This window comes from Kribbella italica (assembly GCF_014205135.1).
In the GTDB taxonomy this organism is placed as follows: domain Bacteria; phylum Actinomycetota; class Actinomycetes; order Propionibacteriales; family Kribbellaceae; genus Kribbella; species Kribbella italica.
The window spans coordinates 6,917,450-6,937,170 of record NZ_JACHMY010000001.1; the positions used below are offsets into that span (position 1 = coordinate 6,917,450).

Sequence of the window (19,721 nt, forward strand, 5' to 3'; positions counted from 1 at the left end):
ACGAAGGAAGTCTCCACCCGCACCTGATCGGGGGCGGGGGCGTCGCCCCGCCCACGAGCGGCTCCGCCGCCGAGCTCCCCGCCACCACCTCCGGCCGCCGTGGCCCAGCAGCCACGCCCCGCGCCACTGCACCCACTCCCGCGCCCCGCGCCACCGCCGCCGAGCCACTGCACCCGCCCGCGCCGCTGCACCCCCTGCCGCGCTCCCCGCGCTCCCGCTCCCCGCGCTCCCGCGTCCGCCCCCGCGCGCCACCGCGCCCGCCCCCGCACCCGCGCCCCCGTCGCCGCGGTGCCCGGCCCCGCCTCTACCTGATCTTTTTCTCCCGGCGGTGCAGCAGATCCGTTGAGCTGTGGCGTTGGGAGAGTGTGACGGTGACCAGCGAGATGGCTTCGGCGTTCGACGACGTGGTGCGGTCGAGCGAGCGGCGGCTGCTGCGGGTCGCCTTGATGCTGGCGGGGAACGTGCACACCGCCGAGGACCTGGTGCAGACCGTGTTCGCCCGCGCCCATCGCAAGTGGAGGCGGATCGGGCGGCTGGAGCACCCGGAGGCCTACCTGCGGACGATGGTGGTGAACGAGTTCCTCAGCTGGCGGCGCCGGTTGAAGAACCGGGAGCTCCCGCTGGCCAAGCTGGACGAAACACCGTCGACCGAGGACCTGAGCGGCCGGCAGGTCGAGCGTGACGCGGCGTGGCGGTTGCTCGCGACGCTGCCGCGCCGGCAACGCGCCGTACTGGTCCTGCGGTACTACGAGGATCTTCCGGACGACGAGATCGCGTCCGTGCTCGGCTGTACGGCGAGCACGGTGCGGTCCAACGCGGCCCGGGGCCTGGCGGCCCTGCGCGCCGATCTAGGAGCGACGAGATGACCAAGTCCGACGACGAGTTCGGCGACCTGCTACGGGAAACCTTTGTCAGCAAGGAGAACCAGGTCGATCGCTTGCCTGAAGCAATCAAAGACCCGAAAACCGATCACCGCGCCACGGCGACCGCCGGAAGCCGCGACGCGGCCGGCGGCGGATCCCGAAACCGCCGCTTCACTCCGGTACTCGCCGGCGCAGCGGCAGTGGTGATCGTGCTCGGCGGCGCGTTCGTCGTCCGCCAGAACCTCCCGCAACCCACCACCCTCCCGGCCCCGGCCGTCACGACGACCCAGCCGAGCGTCAGGCCCGGGACAGCGCAGGCGCTCGTCCTGTCCGAGGACATCCGGATCTGGGCGGCCGCGCTCAAGGGCATCATCGAGCGCGAGCCCGGCGCCCCGGCGTACTACGTCACCGACGCCGCGCAGGAGAACGAGAACGGTGCCCGCGGCAAGCCGTTCACCGACCTGGAGAAGACAGGGATCGCGAGCCTCCTCGCCCCGCAGAAGGTCGAGTGGATCGCCAAGCGTCCAGTGCTCGCCGACCCCTGCGCCCCTGACGCCGGAGGCCCGTACGTCAACGTCGGCAAGATCGTCGATCGCGCCGGCCACGTGGAGATCGACGCGGGCATCTGGCGCGGCTGCCTCGCCGGACGCTGGCTCACCTTCCGGCTCGACCAGAAGGCCGGCGACTGGAAGGTCACCGGAACGATCGGCCCCGAGGCGATCTCCTAGACCGTCCCCAACCAATCCAGCAGGACGTCCGTGAACTGGTCGGGCGCCTCCTCGTGCGGGAAGTGCCCGACCGTCGTCAGCACCTCGTGCCGCAGCGGCGCCGTGATCAACTCCGGCGGCGTGATCCAGCTCGCCGGCGCAACCGCGCCGTCAAGGCCACCGTGCAACTGCAGCACCGGTACGTCGATCGGCTCGCGCATCCGCGCTGAGTACCGCCGCCCGTCGGTCCGCAGCCGCGACCGCACGAACCACCGGTGGTACTCCAGCGCACAGTGCGGCGCCGGCCAGACCTGCAGCGCCGCCCGGTACCGCCGCGACGCCTCGGCATCGGGGAAGTCCCCACCCGGCGCAGCCCAAGCCCGCAGCAGCTGCTCGATGTGGATCCCGTCGTGCGCCAGCAATCGCCATTCAGGCAGGATCGGCAGCTGGAACCACCCGACCTGAGCCGCCGCCCGCGGCCGCCCCGACCGCAGCAGCATCAACGGATGCGGAGCTGACACGGCCGCCACCGCCCGCACCTGCCGAGAAGCCAGTACGGCGGCCGACCACGCGACGAACCCACCCCAGCCGTGCCCGACCACGACCGCCTCCGACGCGCCGAGCGAGCGGATCACGCCGGACACGTCGGCCGACACCGTGAACGGGTCGTACCCGCGCGGCGTCTTGTCGCTCGCGCCGTACCCGCGCAGGTCCATCGCGACCGCGCGGTACCCGGCCGCGGCGACGGCCGGCAGCTGATGCCGCCAGGCCCACCAGAACTCGGGGAAACCGTGCAGGAAGAGCACCAGGGGATCGTCCGCCGCGCCGCACTCGGCGACGTGGAACCGGGCGCCGTTGGCCGCGACCAGGGCGTGCGACCACGGCCCGTCGACGAGCAGGTCGGAGACTCCGGCGGGACTCAGTCGCCCTTCCCGACCGCCTTGAGCGCCTCGACCGACTCCTTCGAGGTCTCGATCGCGCGCTGCGGGCCCTTCGCCTGGCCGAGCTGGTTCTTGCCGATCAGCACGAGGACGGCGGCGATCAGCAGGTACACCACCGCCACGATCAGGAACGCCAGCGCCGGGTGCAGCCCGAGCGCGCTGACGCCGTACGCCGCGGCGATGGACAGCAGGATGATCGCGAGCAGCCCGAGGAACGCGGCGCCGCCGAACAGCCCGGCCCCGGTCCCGGCCTTCACCGCGGTCTTCTTCAGCTCGGCCTTGCCCAGCTCGATCTCGCTGCGCACCAGGCTGGACAGATCCCGGCTGGCGTTCGCGACGAGCTGCCCGACCGTCGGCTCGTCCTCTTGCCCCATCGACATGGCGCTCCTTCCGTCCCTACCCCGACCCTACCGTCGCGTACGGCGAACAGCCGGTACCCAATCGCCGGACACCGACCCGCGGGTGAACGTGCAGCACTCACCAACCACCCGAAACAGCCTGGTCCGCTTCGGCGCTGAGCGTGACCGGCTGCCGGCGCGCCGAGTTGGTGAGTGGTGCAGGTCCGCCCGCGCCGGTGTCCGCCAGGCCGGCGTACGGTGTCGGTCAGTCGGCGTACACGCGGTTGCGCCTGAACAGCAGTACCGACGCGATCAGCGCGGCCAGCAGCGACGCGATCAGGACGGCCGCCTTCGCGCGCTCGATCTGGGCGACGTCCCCGGCGAACGCGAGCTGCGCGATCAGCAACGCGACCGTGAACCCGATGCCGGCCAGCACCGAGACCGCTCCGACATCGCGCCAGGACAGGTCCGCGTTCAGCTCGGCCCGGGTGAAGCGTGTGGTCACCCACGCGCCGCCGAAGACGCCGATCGTCTTGCCGGCCAGCAGCCCGGCGACCACCCCGATCGCGACCGGGTCGGTCAGCATCTCGCGCAGCGCCGAACCGCTCAGCGTGACTCCCGCCGCGAACAACGCGAACAACGGCACCGCGACACCGGCCGACCAAGGCCGCAACCGGTGCTCGACCCGCTCCGCGGGCGACGCCTTCTCGCCCTCGTCCGGCAGCACCCGCGTCGCGAGCCCGAGCGCGACGCCGGCGATCGTGGCGTGGATGCCGGACTCGTGCATGAACCACCAGGCCGCGAGCACGAGCGGCACGTACAGCAGCGGGCTCCGGACGCGGAACCTCTGCAGGGCGTAGAAGGCGACGATCAGCGCGACCGCGACGAGCAGCGCGACCAGGTGCAGTCCCTTCGAGAAGACCGCGGCGATCACCAGGATCGCGCCGAAGTCGTCGACCACCGCGAGCGTGAGCAGGAACGCCCGCAACGCGCTCGGCAGCGAGGACCCGACGATCGCCAGGACGGCGAGCGCGAATGCGATGTCCGTCGCCGTCGGCACCGCCCAGCCGTGAGGCTTGCCGTCGGCAACGGTCAGGTTGATCGTCACGAAGATCAGCGCGGGCATCACCATCCCCGCCAGCGCCGCCGCGATCGGTACGACGCCCTCGCTGAACCGGGACAACGTGCCGACGGTGAACTCCCGCTTCAGCTCGACGCCGGCCAGGTAGAAGAACAGCGTGAGCGCGCCGTCCGAGGCCCACGCCTCGACGGTCAGCGGACCGAGCTGCGCGTCCCGGAGGTGGTGGTAGGCGTCCTGCCAGGGCGAGTTCGCCCAGATCAGCGCGATCACCGCCGCGCCCACCAGCACCAGGCCGCCGGTGGTTTCGGCCCGCAGCATGTCGGCCAGGTACGCCCGCTCGCTGCCCAGGATGCGGGGGAAGGCGCGGCGCTTGTTCAGCGATCGTCGGGGGCTCATCGGCAGGCCCTTCGCTCGGGGTCGTCGGACAGATCGCCGACCAGACTTCCCGGCACACCAGAGCCGAAGCTCGCACACCATTCTAACGGTTTCCCGGCGGGTCCGCTCTTGACGCGACCTCCGCGCGGCCTTCACGACGGACCGCCCGTACGTTTCGGGCAAACGCTTTCCCGTGCGGATCACACCCTCCGCCGCTCGACGCGGGGGGCCTCGGTTTGGGAAGATGATCGCTGGCCGTCCTGGGGCTCCGGCCAGTACTGTCGGTGAACGGTCGACCGACCGCAACGCTACGAACGACCGAGCCCCGGCAACCGGTTTGCCGGCCAGATCCCCAGGGAACACGACACCATGGCCCGCCCAAGGAACAACCCCGGTGACCTCGCCGAGCTCCCGACCGAGCTGCGGACCGACCGGCCGAAGGGTGACCAGATCCGCGAGATCCTGGAGCGACTCACCCGCAGCCTGACGGCCGGGACGGTGCTGCCCTCGGAGCGGGTGCTGGCCGAGCGGTTCGGAGTGGCCCGGATGACGGTCCGCCAGGAGGTCGACCGCGTCGTCGCCGAGGGCCTGGCCGCCCGGCGTCCCGGCGGTGGCACGTTCGTCGCCGAACCACGCCCGAACAAGCTGCTCGCGTCGTCGTTCAGCCAGGACATGCGCGCCCGCGGCATCACGCCGGGCGCCAAGGTCCTCGAGCACCGCGTCGGCACCGCCGACGGGACCCTCGCCGCCGAGCTGGAGGAGCCGGTCGGCACCCCGTACCTGCACCTGGTCCGCCTCCGCACCGCCGACGGCGAGCCGATGGCCATCGAGCGCACCAACCTCTCCCTCAAGCGCTTCCCGGGCCTCGACGAGCTCTCCTTCGACGAGCTCTCCCTGTACGGCGAACTGGCGGCCCGCTTCGGCGTCTCCCTCGGCATGGTCTCCGCCTCGATCGTCGCCGCCCCACCCGACACCCCCGAGGACGCCGCGCTGCTCGGCATCGACCAGGCCACCCCCTGCCTGATCATCACCTCGGCTCCCCGGACCGCCACCGGTGATGTCATCGAATGCGGCCGCTCGACGTACCGCTCCGACCGCTACGACATCACCGTCGCCTACCGCACCACCTGATCAAGTATCAAACATGCGCCGCGGCGACGCCGAGCGCGAACGCCGTACCGGCCAGGGCGAGCATGATCGTGGCGAGCCACCGCAGCCGGGCCTGGTACGCCGGAACCTCGGCCGAGGTCGCGAAGACCCGTCGAGGCCAGTGGCGCCACGACACGTACCAGAAGATCGCGCTCGCGGCGAGCAGCAGGACGCCCTTCACGGCGTGGATCCACCAGTGATCCGGGTCCAGCGCCAGCAGGACGCCGCCGCTGGAGGCGATCACCGCGATCAGCCCGACCACCTTCCAGCGGTTGCCTGAGGCAATGACCACGGTGAGCGTCTCGCGGGTCTCCGGGTCCCTGGCGTAGAACTTCGCGAGCTTGGGCTGGACGACGAACAAGGAGTACGCCATGCCGCCGACCCACGCGGCGGCGAGGCCGGCGTGGAGGATCGCCACCAGCGCGGTCATCGGTACTGCTCCAGGGCCGGCAGCGGCAGCAGCCCGATCAGGGCCGTCAGGCGATCGAGGGTCTCGACCAGCTCGTCCGGCTTGGTGCGGCCGAAGATCGGGTAGACCGTGGCCAGCAGCTCCTGCTCCATCAAGGCCCAGGTGTGCAGCTTGTGACGACGCATGAACTTCATCAGCTCCGGGTGCAGGACCTGGGCGGCGACCTGCGGGTTGGTGTTCACCAGGCGGTACCAGAGGTTGAAGTTCGAGTTCGGCGTGGCCGGCTCCGGCATGTCCTTCAGGTCGTACGCCGGGTCGGCGTTTTCCACGATCTGGAACCAGGGCACCTTCGCCGGCAGCTCGATCACCCACACCGTGTTGATCCGGACGGCGCCGGCCTTCGGCGCCGCCACGTCCCTCCAGGCGTCGCGCACCGCCTCCAGCGTGACCTGGCGGTGGTAGTCGAACGCCGTGAACCGCAGCCCGTGGTGCCGCCCGCTCACCACCCCGAACGAGAGCTCCTGCTTGCCGCGCAGACTGAACGGCAACGCGTACCGCCACCGGTCGGCGAACCCGGGCGCCTCCAGCCGGATGTCCCACCCCCGCCGAGCCGCCAGCGCCGCCCGCTCGTCGTTGGTCTTGGCGATCCGCTTCGCCTCCAGGTTCACCACCAGCTCAGGCTAGGGCTCGGCCCGGTTCATCTCAGCGGCGGTTGCGGGGGTGGTTCTTGCCCGTCCGCTCGTTGCCGCGCTTGTAGTTGCCGGTCCAGCGCGCCATCACTTCCTGCGGGTCGTCGTCGACCTCGGCGAGGAACTCGGCGGCGCGGGCGCCGCGCAGTACGGTGGCCGGCTTGCCGTGATGGGTGATGCGGACGGTCCCGTCGGGGCGGGACGCGTAGTCGAATCCTTGGGGTGCCGGCACAGCGTCATTCCAGCAGCGCCGGCAAGCCGTCGCAACCGGATTCAGCCTGTACGCCGGCTCAGGCGGCGTACAGGCTGAAGCGACGCTCAGTCCTCGTCGGCCTTGCCGGACTCGAGGTTGGTCTTGATCAGGTCCATCACCGTGGAGTCGGCCAGCGTGGTGACGTCGCCGACCTCGCGGTTCTCGGCGACGTCGCGCAGCAGGCGGCGCATGATCTTGCCCGAGCGGGTCTTGGGCAGCTCGGCCACGACCATGATCTGGCGCGGCTTCGCGATCGGTCCGATCTCCTTGGCGACGTGGTTGCGCAGCTCCTGGACGACGTCCGGCCCGCCGTCACCCGCCTCGGAGCGCAAGATGACGAACGCCGCGATCGCCTGGCCCGTCGTCGGGTCCGAGGCGCCGACCACGGCGGCCTCGGCGACCTTCGGGTGCGAGACCAGCGCGGACTCGATCTCGGTCGTGGACAGCCGGTGGCCCGACACGTTCATCACGTCGTCGACCCGGCCGAGCAGCCAGATGTCGCCGTCCTCGTCCTTCTTGGCGCCGTCGCCCGCGAAGTACACGCCCGGCCAGCGCGACCAGTAGGTCTCCTTGAAGCGCTCGTCGTCGCCCCACAGCGTGCGCAGCATCGACGGCCACGGCTTGTCGATGATCAGGTAACCACCCGAGCCGTTCGGCACCGACTTGCCCGCGTCGTCGACGACGTCGACGCTCACGCCCGGGATCGCCTTCATCGCCGCGCCGGGCTTGCCGGAGGTGACGCCGGGCAGCGGGGAGATCATGTGCATCCCGGTCTCGGTCTGCCACCAGGTGTCGACCACCGGCGCGTTGTTGCCGCCGATGTTCTCCCGGTACCAGACGTAGGCCTCGGGGTTGATGGGCTCGCCGACCGACCCGATCACCCGCAGCGTCGACAGGTCGAACTTGGCCGGGATCTCCTTGCCCCACTTCATGAAGGTCCGGATCGCGGTCGGCGCGCAGTACAGGATCGAGACCTTGTACTTCTGCACGATCTCCCACCAGCGGCCCTGGTGCGGGGTGTCAGGCGTGCCCTCGTACAGGACCGAGGTGGTCCCGTTCGCCAGCGCGCCGTACACGATGTAGCTGTGCCCGGTGACCCAGCCGATGTCGGCGGCGGTCCAGTAGACGTCAGTGTCGGCCTTGAGGTCGAAGACCGCCCACTGCGTGTACGACGTCCCCACCAGGTAGCCGCCGGTGGTGTGCAGGATGCCCTTCGGCTTGCCCGTGCTGCCGGACGTGTACATCACGTACAGCGGGTGCTCGGCGTCGAACGCCTCCGGGGTGTGCTCGGCCGACTGCTTGCCGACGAAGTCCTCCCACCACAGGTCGCGGCCCTCGGCCATCGCGGTCTCCTGGCCGGTCCGGTTCACCACGAGCACGTTGCGCACGTCCGGGCAGTCCTCGAGCGCCGTGTCGACGGCGGGCTTCAGTGCGGCCGGGGCGCCGCGGCGGTAGCCGCCGTCGGAGGTGATCACGACGCGGGCGTCGCAGTCCAGGATGCGGCCCTTCAGCGCGTCCGCGGAGAAGCCGCCGAAGATGACCGTGTGCGGGGCGCCGATCCGGGCGCAGGCCAGCATCGCGACCACGGTCTCGGGGATCATCGGCATGTAGATCGCGACGATGTCGCCGGGCTTCACGTTCAGCTCGAGCAGCGCGTTCGCGGCCTTGCTGACCTCGTCCTTGAGCTGGGCGTAGGTGATCTCGCGGGTGTCACCCGGCTCGCCCTCGAAGTAGTACGCGACCCGGTCGCCGAGGCCGTTCTCGACGTGCCGGTCGACGCAGTTGTACGCCGCGTTGAGCTTGCCGTCGGCGTACCACTTGGCGAACGGTGGGTTGCTCCAGTCCAGCGTCTCGGTCGGCTCGACGGCCCAGGTCAGCCGCTTGGCCTGCTCGGCCCAGAACCCCTCCAGGTCCGCGGCGGCCGTCTCGTAGGCGTCGGCCTTGACGTTCGCCTGGGCGGCGAGCTCGGCCGGCGGGTCGAAGCGCCGCTCCTCGTGCATCAGGTTCGACAGCGCTGGGGACTGGGGCTCGGAACTGGTCACGGTCGCGGACTCCTCGTCGATAGCCGGTCGGCGCGCCCGGGCGCCGCCCCCTTTCTACCAACGGCAGACCACCCGCGGTACTGGTGGTTCGCCGAGCAGACCTCTATCTGCGCCGAACGGGCCTCCTAGTGAACGACGTCACACGCTGGATTCGCGGGCGTCGAGGAGTTCGTCCCAGTGGGTGGCGGTCCAGTGGCAGGCGGTGCGGATGGGGCCGAGCATGCTGTGGCCGAGCGGGGTGAGCTCGTAGACGACGCGGCGCACCGGTACGGCGTACTCGGTACGGCTGATCAGGCCGTCCTGCTCGAGGTGGCGCAGGGACTGGGTCAGAACCTTCGGGGTGACCCGGTGCAGCGGGACGCGGAGCTCGGAGAAGCGGCGGGGGCCGTCCTCCAGGCAGGCGATCACCAGGGCTGCCCACTTGTCCCGGCCGAACCGGAACGGGTTCAGCGTCGAGGGGCAGATCTCGTCGAACATGTCCGCGCGCAACGGCTCCATGCCACCAGCCTAGCCAGTATCCGGGCGGTAACCGGCGCTGCGCCTACCTTCGCCGGACACGACGAGAAGGGACCTTCAGCATGAGCAGGATCTTGGTGTTCGGCGCGGGCGGACGAGCGGGACGGGCGGCCGCCGAGGAGGCCCGCCGACGCGGGCACGAGGTCACCGCGGCCGTCCGGGACCCCAGCAAGTACGCCGATCTGGACGCGATCGCCGCGGACGTCACCGACCGCGAGGCGGTCGCGCTCCTCGCGGCCGAGCACGACGCGGTCGTCGCCGCCGTGTACGACCCCGCCCCCGGCTTCTTCCCCCGCGCAGGCAGAGCCTTGGCGGAAGGGGTTGGAACAACCCGCCTGATCTGGGTCGGACTCGCGTCGATCCTTGCCACCGACAACGGGACCCTCCTGATGGACTCACCCGGCTACCCCCGGGAGTACCGCGAGTTCTTCGCGGCGCACCAGGCGGCAGCCGACCAGTTGGCGGCGTCGTCGGCCGACTGGGTCTCGATCACCCCGAGCGGCGACTTCGACCACGAGAACCCCGCCCGCACCGGCTCCTACCGCTTCGCCCCCGGCAACTCGGCCAGCCGCATCTCGTACGCCGACCTCGCCATCGCCCTGCTCGACGAGATCGACCGCCCGAAGCACCACGGCGTCCTGCTCGGCGTGGAGTCGTGACGACCCACTTCGAGCGCGGCGAGCCGCTCCTCGGGCACCCGGACCGGGCAAAGTTCTCAGCGAGTCTTCAGGGTGAATCCGATGCCGGTGCGCGGCAGAACCTGGAACAGTTGCCCTCACTGGCAACATGGGTGGACATCTACCGACCGGAGATCCGGGCGGCCTGACCGACGGGGTTGATCGTGCTGGACGAGAAGGCAGTCCACCTGATGGTGGCGATGCACCGGATCGTCCGGCATCTGCGCCGGACCGCGATGTCCACCTCGATGCACCCGACCCAGTTCATCGCGCTGCTGGTGATCGCCCGTGAGCAGCCGGTCCGGATCGGCACGATCGCGAACAAGGTGCCCTGCTCGCAGCCGACCGCGACCACGACCGTCGCCGTCCTGGAGACGGCGGGGCTGGTCCGCCGCCGCCCCGACACCCTGGACGGCCGCGCGACCGCGGTCGAGCTGACCGAGCAGGGCACCGAGACCGTCGCGCACATGCGCGCCGACGCCGGACAGGCGCTCGACGCCATCCTCACCAACCTCAGTCCGGAGGACCGCGAGAAGGTGCTGGAGGCGGGCGAGATCCTGTACGGCGTGGCGGACGATCTCTAGAGCAGTCCTGGGACCACGGACACCGTGTACGGCGGGGTGCCGGGCGCCACGTCGAGCTGGCTGTTGACCCAGAGCAGCCGGTTCCCGTCGCGGGCGATCGTCGTCGGCGTCGCGCCGGGTGCGCCGGGCTGGGAGTCGGCCCGCAGGGTCGCTCGGGTGAGGGTGTGGTCGAGGATCGCCAGGCGGGTCACGTACTTGCCGCCGCCGGCGTTGTAGACGGCGTACAGGCGGCACCCTTCGAGCAGGTAGCCGTCGCCGGACAGGATGCCGTCGACCTCGAGCGGCCGGACCTGCTTGGTGCGCAGGTCGATCCGGTACGTGAGGTCCTGGCCCTGTTCGCCGACCAGCAGGACGCGGCCGTCGCTGACGATCCCGTTGAGGAAGTACGGGATCGGCTGGATCTGGTCGCGGGTCAGCCACGGCTCAAGTTTGCCTAGGCCGTGCTTGGTGAGCGTCGCTCGCCAGATCTGGTTGTTGGCGGAGTCCGTGACGTAGACGTAGTTGCCGACGACGACGAAGTCGTTGAGGAAGGCCCCTTCTTGCGCGGCTCTCGCTACCAGGAGACGGCCGCGGGCGTCGTACAGGAAGAGCTTCGCGGTGCCCGCGCCGGCGACCAGGACGCGCCCCCAGCGGTCGGTGTGGATCCCGGTCGCGGAGGTGCGCCCGTCGCGCCCCGGGGCCAGCCAGAGCCGCAGCCGTGGGTCGCGGACCGAGCCCTTGAAGACGGCGCCGGTCCCCACGCTGGTGACGTAGATCGTGCCGCCACGGGTGACCTCGATTCCTTCCGGGGTGTCGCCGGGCGTGGTCGACACAACGTACGACGTGGGGCGGCTCGGGTGGTGGGTCTGGGGTGTGACGGTGGTCGATCGCTTCGGGAGGTGGGCGTGAGGTGTGGCGCCGGTCGATCGGTCCAGGTGGTGCGCCTGGGTCGCGGCGGCGGCCGACGGGTCCGGGAGGTGGGCCTGGGCGGCGAGCGGCTGGCCGACGGCCGCGGCGGTGAGGACGAGGGCTGCGAGTGCGCGGAGTCTCATCCGGTCAGGGTGGATTCCGGCGGAAGCCGCGGCGACCGGTTTCGGACTGGACCGAAGGCTCGTGCCCGGTTGGAGCCCGCCGCCGAGGTGCTGAGAAGGACGCGCTTCCGGTGGGGTCGGCCGTCGTACTCGTCCGGCTGAGCGAGGACCGGCGTCCCGGTTGTTTCGGGTCTGGCGGAAGGGCTCGCCGGATCGGTTGTGGGGTGGGCACAATCGGGCTGTGATCCGGATCCATTTCACGGCGGCGGACCTCGGGCGGGTGGTGTTCCCGGTCGAGCCCGAACCGCTGTGGGAGGCGGCGCTCGCGGCCCGCGGGCTCGGGGACCGCGCGATTCCGCCGGCCGCGCGGCGCTGGCGGCGGGTGGCCGGACCGCGGGTACGGCCGTCGATGCGGCCGCTGTTCAAGCTGATAGCGCCCGGCGGGCAGTTCCCGGACTTCCTCACGCCGGTCGTCGAGGCGCCCGGGCTGGAGCCGGCGGTCGAGGTGCTCTGCGATACGCCGGCCGAGGTCGTCAGGGACCAGCTCGGCCCGTGGCTGCCCGCGCAGGTGGAGCTGTTCATGGAAGGCCTGCTGGCCGGGCGCGCCGGCTCGCGGCGCGCGCTCGGCAACGCCGTACGGGATTTTCACCGGCAGGTACTGACGCCGTCCGGCGGCGAGCTCGAACGCCGGTACGGCGCGGACCTCGCGCTCCGCTCCCGAGCGTTGCTGCACGGCGGGGCCGACGCGATGCTCGGCGGGCTGCACCCGGACATCACGTGGGCGGATCCGGTCCTCACGTCGTACGGACTGAGCACTGGGCCGACGCTCGACATCCAGCTGGACGGCCGGGGCCTGCAGCTGTACCCGTCCGCCTTCACCGCCGAGTGCCTGGCACTCGACCTCCCCGGCCGGCGCCCCGTGCTCGTCTACCCCTGCGCGGACCTCGAACTCGACGAGCCCGACTCCGACGCCCTGGCCGACCTACTAGGCCGCACCCGCGCGACAGTCCTCCGATCCCTGCTCGCCTCAGCCAGTACGACGCAACTCGCACGCCGCTGCGAAATCTCCCTGGCCTCCACCTCCGACCACACCCGCATCCTCCGCGCGGCCGGCCTGATCACCACCCACCGAGCGGGTGGAACGGCCCTGCACTCCCTCACCCCAACCGGCCACCGCCTGCTGCAGACCCCGAACCGCCTCAACCTCGGGGCAGACGCGGAGAACCGCCGGATTACCCCGCGGCGCTGAGATCCTCACCTCATGCGCCGACTGCTGCGGCTACGCCTGCCTGGCCCTCACCGCCGCAGCCCACTCCATCTCCCGCCACCGCCGCAGGGCAGATCCCCATCTGCCCCAGCCATTGCCAGAACAACCAAGTAGAGTAAGAACCGCACGGGACAGAAGAGTCACGTGAAGTGGACCCGGCAGCTCACCGGACGGTGGACGAGCCGGGTCTCGCGCTGTCAGGGGTCACGGACCTGACAGAACGACGCGACGGTACGGCGCCAGTGCCCGCCTCGTACCCAGGCCCACGCGATGGCGTCCGGTACCCAGAGCAACGGATCCAGCTTCGGAACCATCAGTTCCCACCGTAGGTCGAAGCATCTGTACCGATTGCAGGCGGCGTGGAGCGTTCTCCGGTCGTGGTCGAACGTCGACTCCTCGCGCTCCACCACCAGCCGCTCGGCGGTTCCCGCCTGGTCGCGCACGATGGCCTCCAGACACCTGCGGCGTGCGTCGAGCGTGTCCCGGTCAGCCGAGTACAGGTCGGCAAGGATCCGGAACTCGGAGATCACCTCGAGGATCTGCTTGCGGCGTGCGTTGGTCTCGTGGTTGAAGTGCAGACGCTCCTGCCCAGGCAGCAGCAGACTCCGTAGTGCCTTGCGGTGAACGGCGACGTCCCCTGGACGGCAGACCGCCGCGGCCATCAGCAACCCCTTGGACTTCGTCTCGTCGACGAACACGTGAACCGGCATTTCCCCGCCCTGTCGGATGACAAGGCTCGACCTTCACACGACCGTGCCGTGATCCTGGGCAAGACACCGGGGCATTCCGGGGCAGATGACGAACTGCCCCGAAAGCCTTTCTTTGCCGGTGTTCTAGAGGCGTAAGGTCGGTTGTGCTCAGGACAGTAGAGTCCTCTGAAGTGGACTCGGTAGCCTTCCGGACGGTAGGTGAGCCGGGTCGGCGTGAGAACGCGAACGGCCGCCGACCCATGGTCGGCGGCCGTTGTGTTGGGGGCGGCTAGTTGCGGGTGATGGTGAAGGTTGACGTGGTGTTGCGGATGTCCACCGCGTTGTTGGTGAGGGTGAGGTTGTTGAAGACCGCGGTCCCTCGGGCGGGGCCCTCGCCGGGTTCGGGGAGTTCGTTGGCCCAGATGCCGAAGCCGGACTTGGCGTCGTAGGCGTCGCCGGACTTGCGGGCGCCGGAGATCGACACGTTGGTGAGGATGGTGTCGGCGACGGGGAAGAGGGGACTTCCGCCTACGTAGTCGGTCTGGAACATGATCCCCGAGTACGTCGGGTCGACGATGTCGACGTCGGTGAGGCGGATGCCTTGGAAGATCTTGGTGGCGGAGTAGATCCAGATGCCGGGGAAGGTCTGGCCGCCCCAGAAGTGGCCGCCGGCGCGGACCACCGAGATGTTCTCGAAGCGGGTGGGCGGTGTCGCGCCGAAGCCGGCCATCGGGATGCCGAAGTCGAGCGAGCTGATCGTGATGCCGGAGTAGACGAGCGTGTCCGCGACGTACAGGTTGCGGAACACGTTGTTCGTGCCGCCGTACACCGCGAAGCCGGCCGCCCGCCAGGTCAGCGTCGACGTGAGGTTCTCGAAGACGTTGTCCCGGACCTCGCCACCACCGGAATCGGTGGCGTTGAACAGGGCGAAGCTGTCGTCCCCGGTCGCGCGGGCGTCGTTGTTGCTGACGGTGTTGCCGGCCGAGCCGTTGGTCATGTTGATGCCGTCGGCAAACATGTTCCGGATCCGCGAGTTCTTGATCGTGGAGTTGTCGGTGTTGGCACCCCAGTACAGGCAGACCATGTGCTCGACCCAGATGTTGTCGATGGTCATGTTCGCGGTGGACGAGAAGTCGAACACCTTGCCGGGCCCGTCGATCCGTGAGGTGTAGTTGCCGAAGTAGGCGAAGCCGGTGAACGACGACCCGTTGGCCGAGGCTTCCGCGCGGAACCCGACGTCGGTGTTGTCCTGCGTCGTCGGCGCCCGGAACTTCGTGTACCAGGGGCCGGCGCCCAGCACCTTGACCGCCTTGCCGTAGATCTGGAACTTGCTCGACGTCTGGTAGTCACCCGGCGGCAGGTAGACGCCGACGAGGGTGCCGGTGGTGTCCATGCGGACCCGGTCGAGCGCGTTCTGCACGTCCTGGTGACCGAAGCCGGCCGGCACCGCGTACGTCGAACCCGGGTTCGCGATCGGCGCCACCTGCTCGGTGTCGACGAAGTCGATCGCGTAGTTCGTGGTGTTCGCGGCGTCCTTCTGGAGCTTGATCTTCGTGCCTGCCGGGAAGGTCCCGTCGAGCATCAGGTTCGCCTCGTCGTAGATGTGGCGGGGATCGCCGCCCGGCGAGTTGCCTGGGCTTGCTTCCGCGCCGTACAGCCAGGCGTACTTCGAGGTCAGCGGCAGCGCCTTGTGGAACGCGCCGTTGACGTACACGTTGACGGTCGAGTTGATGCCGCCACCGCCGGCCGCGTCCGGGATGGAGAACCTGGTGACCAGGGTGTTCGTGCTGGCCCGGGTGGTGAACTCGACGAACGCGCCGTTCGAGTTCAGCGTGACGGCCTTCCGGCCGGACGCCTCCCCGGCGAGATCACCGATGGTCCGGTTCGGGCCGACCACCGTGGCGCCACCGCCGACGGACGCATCCTCGGCCTCCAGGTGGTCGTACGGCATGTTCGCGCCGCGACCCACGAAGAACGGCCGCTCCGACGTGTTGTTGGCCCGCTTCACCGGCAGTTCGTTGGCGTCGTCAGCCAGTACGACGCGGACGGAGTACCGCCCGTTCGCCGCCGGCCAGCTTCCCAACGCGACAGCCGGAGCAGTCGCACCAGCAGCGATCGCACCCGAGTACGACCCGGTCAGAGTCCGTACGACGGTGCTGCCGTTCAGCAGCGTCAACGTGATCCCGTGCGCCCCCGAGGCCGACGCGATCGACCCCTGGTTGCGGATGGCAACGGAGAACGCGACGTTGGTTCCGGCCGACGGGTTGCCCGGCGTCCAGGTGACCGCGCCCGCCACCAGGTCGGAGCTCGCCACCGGAGTCACCACCAACGGCGACGCGCTGTTCGCCGAGTTGTTCGCGTCGTTCTGCTCGATGATCGTGTTCGCCTCGTCGACCTTCGCGCTCAGCGGGTAGCTGCCCGCGTCGCGGGTCCCGATCGACGCGGTCACGGTCGTCGAAGCGCCGGCCGCGAGAGCACCGACCGAAGCCGTCCCGACCTTGGTCTCACCGAGGTAGAAGTTGACGTTGGTCGCACCCGCGGCCGCCGTACCGGTGTTGTTGACGGTGCCGCGGACCGTGATCGTGTCGGTCTCGACCGGCGAGGTCGGCGTCCACGACACCCCGGACAGCGTGAGGTCCGGGTTCGGGGCGGGCACGCCCATCACCTGGAGCTCGGCGACCTGGCCGCTCGGAGCGCCCGTGTTGCCGGTGAAGTTCAGCCGCACGTCCGCGGCCCGGGAACTGACCGGGATCGTCACGGTGTTGCCCGACGACGGGCTGAAGTTGTACGCCGCCGAGGCCGCGATCGTCGTGAACCCCGAAGCGCTCTGCTCCCGGCCCAGGATCGAGAAGGTCTGCGTCCGGTTGCCCCACGCGCTGTCCGGGTTGAGCCGGACGACGACCGAGCTGAGATCGGCGTTGGAGCCGAGCTCGGTGGTCAGCGTGGCCGGGTTGGCGTTGCCCTCCCAGTACGTCGTGACGTTGTCGTCGTTCGCGTTCGTCGCCACGAAGGTGTGCACGAACCCGGACGCCGTGATCGGCTTGCGCAGCGCGAGGTTGCTGCCCGGGCCGGAGCTGCCGCCGCGGGTGACGCTGTTGCTGTTCGGCGACTGGTTGCCCGCGGCATCTTTCGCCCGGACGAAGTACGTCACCGACGTCGAGGCCGGCTGGGTGTCCGTGTACGTCGTGACGCCGCCGCCGACGCTGGTCCGCAGCTGGCCGTTGGCGTACACGTCGTACCCGGTGACGCCGACGTTGTCGGTCGACGCGGTCCAGGCGAGCCGGATCTGGCCGGTACCGGGCTCGGCGAACGACAGGTTGCCCGGGGCGGTGGGAGCCTGGGTGTCACCGGTGGCCGGTCCGTAGACCTCCAGCTCGGACAGCTGACCGGCGGGCCAGCCGGTGTTCGCGGTGATCCGGATCCGGAGGTACCGGACGGTGGCCGCGCCGTAGTCGATGGTCACGGTGTTGCCGGGCGCGGTGAAGGCCCGGGACGCCGAGGCGGACAGGTCGGTGAAGTTCTGGCCGTCGGTGCTGCCCTGGACGGCGAGGGTCTGGTTGCGCGAACCCCAGCCGGAGCCAGGCAGCTTGAGCACGGCCTGGTTGGTGCTGACCGAGGAGCCCAGGTCGACCTGGACCCATTGCGGGAAGGCGTTGTTGGCGCTCTCCCAGTAGCTGTTCTGGTTCCCGTCGGTCACGTTGGACGCGCCGTAGTTCTGGGTGCTGGTGCTGGCCGAGGCGGCCTTGCCGGCGGCGAGGTTCGGGCCGGCCAGGACCGCGGCCGACGCGGTGCTGCCGGTGAGCGGCGCGCCGGTCGGCGCGAGGGTGGGGGCGGCGAGCAGCAAACTGCCGGCCAGCGCGGTGGCGAGCAGACGCCATGGCACAGATCTGGTTCTCATGCGGGCCTCTCCGGTGGGCGGGTGGTAAAGGCACAGAGGACTATCAAGAAATTGCTCAAAACGATGAACTTCTTGCGCAGCGCTGGCTTATTGTTACGGCAGGATTACTGCAGCGTCAACGGCTCGAGGGCGCCGCTCCGGTCGGAGCGACGCCCTCGAGGGGGTAAACAGCGGGACGGGTCAGTGCTTGGCGGCACCCTCCGCGCCGGCGCCGGTCAGCGCGCGGACGGACAGCTCGCTGTAGCGCTGCTCGCTGGAGCGGTCCTTGCCCAGGAAGGTGCCGAGCACGCCGAGCAGGAAGCCGAGCGGGATCGAGACGATGCCGGGGTTGGACAGCGGGAACCAGGAGAAGTCCGCGCCGGTGATCATCGAGGTCGGCGAGCCGGACACGACCGGCGAGAAGATCACCAGCACCACGGCGCTGACCAGACCGCCGTAGATGCTCCAGACCGCGCCGGAGGTGTTGAACCGCTTCCAGAACAGGTTGAACAGCAGCGCCGGCAGGTTCGCCGAGGCCGCGACGGCGAAGGCCAGCGCGACCAGGAACGCGATGTTCAGCTTCTGCGCCGGGATCGCCAGCCCGATCGCGACCGCGCCGATGCCGATCGCGGCGAACCGGGCGACCCGGATCTCGTTCTTCTCGGTCACCTTGCCCTTGGCGATGACGTTGACGTACAGGTCGTGCGCGAACGACGAGGCCGAGGTCAGCGTGAGCCCGGCGACCACGGCCAGGATGGTGGCGAAGGCGACGGCCGCGATCAGCGCGAGCAGGATCGCGCCGCCGATCGAGTCGGCGCCACCGCCGACCACCTCGGCGAGCAGTACCGACGCGGTGTTGCCCTTCGAGGCCGCGACCGCGCTGTCCTTCCCGGTGTCGAGCAGCGCCGCCGCACCGAACCCGAGGGCCAGCGTCATCAGGTAGAAGGCGCCGATCAGGCCGATCGCCCACTGCACCGACCGCCGCGCGGACTTGGAGTCCGGCACGGTGTAGAAGCGGATCAGGATGTGCGGCAGGCCCGCCGTGCCGAGGACCAGGGCCAGGCCGAGGGACAGGAAGTCGATCTGGCCGACCAGGTCCTTGCCGTACAGCAGGCCGGGCTGCAGGAACGCCTCGCCCTTGCCCGAGTTGGCCGCGGCTGCGCCGAGCAGCTTGGACGGGTTGAAGTCGAACTTGAGCAGCACCAGGAAGGTGATCAGCAGCGTGCCGGTCATCAGCAGCACCGCCTTGACGATCTGCACCCAGGTGGTGCCCTTCATGCCGCCGATCGTCACGTAGACGATCATCAGCGCGCCGACCAGCACGATCACGCCGGCCTTCAGGCCCTCGCTCTTCACGCCGAGCAGCAGGCCGACGAGCGAACCCGCGCCGACCATCTGGGCCAGCAGGTAGAAGATCGAGACGACGATCGTGGACGACGCGGCCGCCGTCCGGACCGGGCGCTGCTTCATCCGGAACGCCAGCTGGTCGGCCATCGTGAAGCGGCCCGAGTTGCGCAGCAGCTCGGCGACGAGCAGGAGCGCGACCAGCCAGGCGACCAGGAAGCCGATCGAGTACAGGAAGCCGTCGTACCCGTAGAGCGCGATCTGGCCGGAGATGCCCAGGAACGACGCGGCCGACATGTAGTCGCCGGCCACGGCCAGGCCGTTCTGCGAGCCGCTGAAGGAGCGGCCGCCGGCGTAGTAGTCCGCGGTGGTCTTGTTCTGCCGCGACGCCCACCAGGTGATGTACAGCGTCACGGCGACGACCGCGGTGAACAGCGAGATGGTCAGTGCCTGGTTGCCGGGCTCGGCGTCGGCGAGGGGAATCAACAGAGTGCTCACCGGCGGCGCTCCCTCTTGTACTTGGCGTTCAGCCCGCTCGCCAGCGGGTCGAGCTTGCGGTTCGCGAACCGGCCGTAGAGGAACGCGATCACGAAGGTGGAGACGAACTGCAGCAGGCCGAAGATCAGCGCGACGTTGATGTGCCCGACCACCCGCGTACTCATGAAGTCGCGGGCCCAGTTGTTGCAGGCCACGTAGGCCAGGTACCAGACCATGAAGGTGATGGTCCAGGGCACCACGAAGTTCTTGTAGCGGCGTTTCAGCTCGGTGAAGTCGGCCGTCTCGTGCACCGCTTCGTAGGCGCGGGCGTCCCGCTCACGCACTGCGTCGTCTTCCATCTGCACCCCTCAGTCGGGAACGAACAGATGCACGTTAGCCCGCAGAGCTGCGTTTGTGACCCACCGCGACCAAA

The 19,721-nt window shown here is 69.9% G+C and carries 19 protein-coding genes; 6 read left to right on the forward strand and 13 right to left on the reverse strand.

Features of this window, described 5'->3' with window-relative positions; all coding sequences use genetic code 11:
* Positions 1 to 371 precede the first annotated feature (371 nt).
* Both HDA39_RS32330 and HDA39_RS32335 read left to right on the forward strand, forming a co-directional pair.
* Complete coding sequence (locus HDA39_RS32330; protein ID WP_337925984.1) at positions 372 to 866, forward strand: SigE family RNA polymerase sigma factor; 495 nt, start codon at positions 372 to 374, stop codon at positions 864 to 866.
* A complete protein-coding gene (locus HDA39_RS32335; protein ID WP_184801664.1) occupies positions 863 to 1,591 on the forward strand; it encodes a hypothetical protein in 729 nt (242 codons plus the stop codon). The genes HDA39_RS32330 and HDA39_RS32335 overlap by 4 nt, the downstream gene beginning before the upstream one ends.
* Here the strand turns inward: HDA39_RS32335 and HDA39_RS32340 are convergent.
* From HDA39_RS32340 to nhaA, 3 genes are all read right to left on the reverse strand, one after another.
* Entirely contained in the window at positions 1,588 to 2,376 is a 789-nt protein-coding gene (locus HDA39_RS32340; RefSeq protein WP_337925985.1) for an alpha/beta fold hydrolase, read from the reverse strand. The two genes, HDA39_RS32335 and HDA39_RS32340, sit on opposite strands and share 4 nt — an antisense overlap.
* Positions 2,377 to 2,489: 113 nt before the next feature.
* The gene (locus HDA39_RS32345) at positions 2,490 to 2,891 is read right to left on the reverse strand and encodes a phage holin family protein (protein WP_184801666.1); all 402 of its coding nucleotides are present in this window, start codon (positions 2,889 to 2,891) and stop codon (positions 2,490 to 2,492) included.
* Between the two features lie 223 nt (positions 2,892 to 3,114).
* Positions 3,115 to 4,326 (reverse strand): Na+/H+ antiporter NhaA, encoded by a 1,212-nt coding sequence (gene nhaA, locus HDA39_RS32350; RefSeq protein ID WP_184801667.1) that lies wholly within the window; start codon positions 4,324 to 4,326, stop codon positions 3,115 to 3,117.
* Between the two features lie 348 nt (positions 4,327 to 4,674).
* On the opposite strand from nhaA, the gene HDA39_RS32355 reads away from it, so the two are divergent.
* Entirely contained in the window at positions 4,675 to 5,436 is a 762-nt protein-coding gene (locus HDA39_RS32355; protein WP_184801669.1) for a GntR family transcriptional regulator, read from the forward strand.
* A gap of 7 nt (positions 5,437 to 5,443) precedes the next feature.
* On the opposite strand, the gene HDA39_RS32360 is transcribed toward HDA39_RS32355, so the two are convergent.
* The 5 genes from HDA39_RS32360 to HDA39_RS32380 form a co-directional block, all read right to left on the reverse strand.
* Positions 5,444 to 5,884 (reverse strand): hypothetical protein, encoded by a 441-nt coding sequence (locus HDA39_RS32360; protein WP_184801671.1) that lies wholly within the window; start codon positions 5,882 to 5,884, stop codon positions 5,444 to 5,446.
* Positions 5,881 to 6,534, reverse strand: coding sequence for a hypothetical protein (locus HDA39_RS32365; RefSeq protein WP_184801673.1), 654 nt, complete (start codon positions 6,532 to 6,534; stop codon positions 5,881 to 5,883). The genes HDA39_RS32360 and HDA39_RS32365 overlap by 4 nt, the downstream gene beginning before the upstream one ends.
* Before the next feature lie 31 nt (positions 6,535 to 6,565).
* Positions 6,566 to 6,784: a hypothetical protein gene (locus HDA39_RS32370; protein ID WP_184801675.1), complete on the reverse strand. Its 219-nt coding sequence runs from the start codon at positions 6,782 to 6,784 to the stop codon at positions 6,566 to 6,568.
* Between the two features lie 86 nt (positions 6,785 to 6,870).
* Positions 6,871 to 8,847 carry an acetate--CoA ligase gene (gene acs / locus HDA39_RS32375; RefSeq protein ID WP_460658496.1) on the reverse strand — a complete coding sequence of 659 codons (1,977 nt, stop codon included), beginning with the start codon at positions 8,845 to 8,847 and terminating at the stop codon, positions 6,871 to 6,873.
* A 138-nt stretch (positions 8,848 to 8,985) separates the two neighbouring features.
* The gene (locus HDA39_RS32380) at positions 8,986 to 9,345 is read right to left on the reverse strand and encodes a winged helix-turn-helix transcriptional regulator (RefSeq protein ID WP_184801677.1); all 360 of its coding nucleotides are present in this window, start codon (positions 9,343 to 9,345) and stop codon (positions 8,986 to 8,988) included.
* 80 nt (positions 9,346 to 9,425) lie between these two features.
* On the opposite strand from HDA39_RS32380, the gene HDA39_RS32385 reads away from it, so the two are divergent.
* Positions 9,426 to 10,022, forward strand: coding sequence for an NAD(P)-dependent oxidoreductase (locus HDA39_RS32385; RefSeq protein WP_184801679.1), 597 nt, complete (start codon positions 9,426 to 9,428; stop codon positions 10,020 to 10,022).
* A 182-nt stretch (positions 10,023 to 10,204) separates the two neighbouring features.
* Positions 10,205 to 10,624, forward strand: coding sequence for a MarR family transcriptional regulator (locus tag HDA39_RS32390; RefSeq protein ID WP_184801681.1), 420 nt, complete (start codon positions 10,205 to 10,207; stop codon positions 10,622 to 10,624).
* Here HDA39_RS32390 and HDA39_RS32395 read toward each other — a convergent pair.
* A complete protein-coding gene (locus HDA39_RS32395) occupies positions 10,621 to 11,655 on the reverse strand; it encodes an NHL repeat-containing protein (protein WP_238356197.1) in 1,035 nt (344 codons plus the stop codon). The two genes, HDA39_RS32390 and HDA39_RS32395, sit on opposite strands and share 4 nt — an antisense overlap.
* A gap of 220 nt (positions 11,656 to 11,875) precedes the next feature.
* On the opposite strand from HDA39_RS32395, the gene HDA39_RS43910 reads away from it, so the two are divergent.
* On the forward strand, positions 11,876 to 12,883 hold the full coding sequence (locus HDA39_RS43910; RefSeq protein WP_184801683.1) for a helix-turn-helix domain-containing protein: 1,008 nt from the start codon (positions 11,876 to 11,878) through the stop codon (positions 12,881 to 12,883).
* Positions 12,884 to 13,098: 215 nt separating this feature from the next.
* Here HDA39_RS43910 and HDA39_RS32405 read toward each other — a convergent pair whose 3' ends face one another.
* The 4 genes from HDA39_RS32405 to HDA39_RS32420 all read right to left on the reverse strand — a co-directional run bounded on the left by HDA39_RS32405 (position 13,099) and on the right by HDA39_RS32420 (position 19,647).
* Positions 13,099 to 13,611: a hypothetical protein gene (locus HDA39_RS32405; RefSeq protein WP_184801685.1), complete on the reverse strand. Its 513-nt coding sequence runs from the start codon at positions 13,609 to 13,611 to the stop codon at positions 13,099 to 13,101.
* 268 nt (positions 13,612 to 13,879) lie between these two features.
* Entirely contained in the window at positions 13,880 to 17,488 is a 3,609-nt protein-coding gene (locus HDA39_RS32410) for a discoidin domain-containing protein (protein ID WP_184801687.1), read from the reverse strand.
* A gap of 180 nt (positions 17,489 to 17,668) precedes the next feature.
* Entirely contained in the window at positions 17,669 to 19,309 is a 1,641-nt protein-coding gene (locus tag HDA39_RS32415; RefSeq protein WP_184801689.1) for a sodium:solute symporter family transporter, read from the reverse strand.
* Complete coding sequence (locus HDA39_RS32420) at positions 19,306 to 19,647, reverse strand: DUF485 domain-containing protein (protein ID WP_184801691.1); 342 nt, start codon at positions 19,645 to 19,647, stop codon at positions 19,306 to 19,308. Before HDA39_RS32420 ends, HDA39_RS32415 begins: the two co-directional genes overlap by 4 nt.
* Positions 19,648 to 19,721 lie beyond the last annotated feature (74 nt).